1 protein-coding gene is annotated in these 815 nt (G+C 69.2%); it reads left to right on the top strand.

Annotated elements, in window-relative coordinates; translation table 11 throughout:
- Positions 1-154: 154 nt before the first annotated feature.
- Positions 155-775, top strand: coding sequence for a TetR/AcrR family transcriptional regulator (locus tag A5706_RS25805; RefSeq protein WP_068137346.1), 621 nt, complete (start codon positions 155-157; stop codon positions 773-775).
- The last annotated feature ends 40 nt before the right edge of the window (positions 776-815 follow it).

Below are 815 nucleotides of genomic sequence, written 5' to 3'. Positions count from 1 at the left end.
GGCGGGCGGCGCATCGCCGCGTCGATTATTCGGGCGCGGGTCCGCTCGCCGCTGGCGCCCACCGGGCGCCCCAACTGCGCCCGCGCGGCGTTCATGCGGCGCGTCTCCCTACCGAACCGGCACGTAAATTGATCGGCCGATTATATTCGACGGCATGCTGGGTCGCCCGGTCGGCGCCAGCGGCGAGGAGACCCGCCGTCGGATCATCGTCGCCACCATGCGCTGCGTGGCGGAGGTCGGGTACTCCCGCGCAAGCATTCGCGAGATCGCCAAGGCTGCCGAGATGACCAGCGGCAGCCTGTATCACTATTTCCCGAACAAGTCCGAGCTGCTCACGGCGACCGTCCGGGAGATCGACGAGATCGCGCTGCCGCGGGTGCGGTCCGCCGCGGCGCACTCCGATGACGTCGTCGAGCGCCTCGAGGCGATGCTGGACGAGCTGGCCAGGTTGCTGCGCGAGTATCCGCACCTGGCCGCGTTCGAACGCGCGATGCGCGGGCATGCCGGGCCAAAAGTGTTGCGCGACACCATCGATGGGATCGTTCGGGACGCCCAAGCGCGCGAAGCATTGCCGCCGGGCACCGACCCGGGCGCCGCGGTCAACGCGATCTACGCGCTGGCTCGCGGGCTGACGGACCGGGCGGCCAACCTGACTCCGGACGCCTACGCCGACACGTTGGCATCGGCCAAGGAATTGCTCAGGGGCACGCTTTTCGCGCCGCGAGCGAGTCACCGCACGTCCACAGCGCAACGCCGATCAAAACCAGGTCCTTGAGCAGGAATTGGCCCGGCAGCGCGGACAACACCGGAATGCC

The organism is Mycobacterium sp. E796 (assembly GCF_001672815.1).
In the GTDB taxonomy this organism is placed as follows: domain Bacteria; phylum Actinomycetota; class Actinomycetes; order Mycobacteriales; family Mycobacteriaceae; genus Mycobacterium.
Note: the sequence above shows the minus strand (reverse complement) of the source record. Positions and strands in the feature narration are given on the sequence as shown.

What these genes read in the sequence shown, in the direction of transcription:
- A5706_RS25805 (WP_068137346.1), top strand. Translation starts at nt 155, where the DNA reads ATGCTGGGTCGCCCGGTCGGCGCCAGCGGCGAGGAGACCCGCCGTCGG.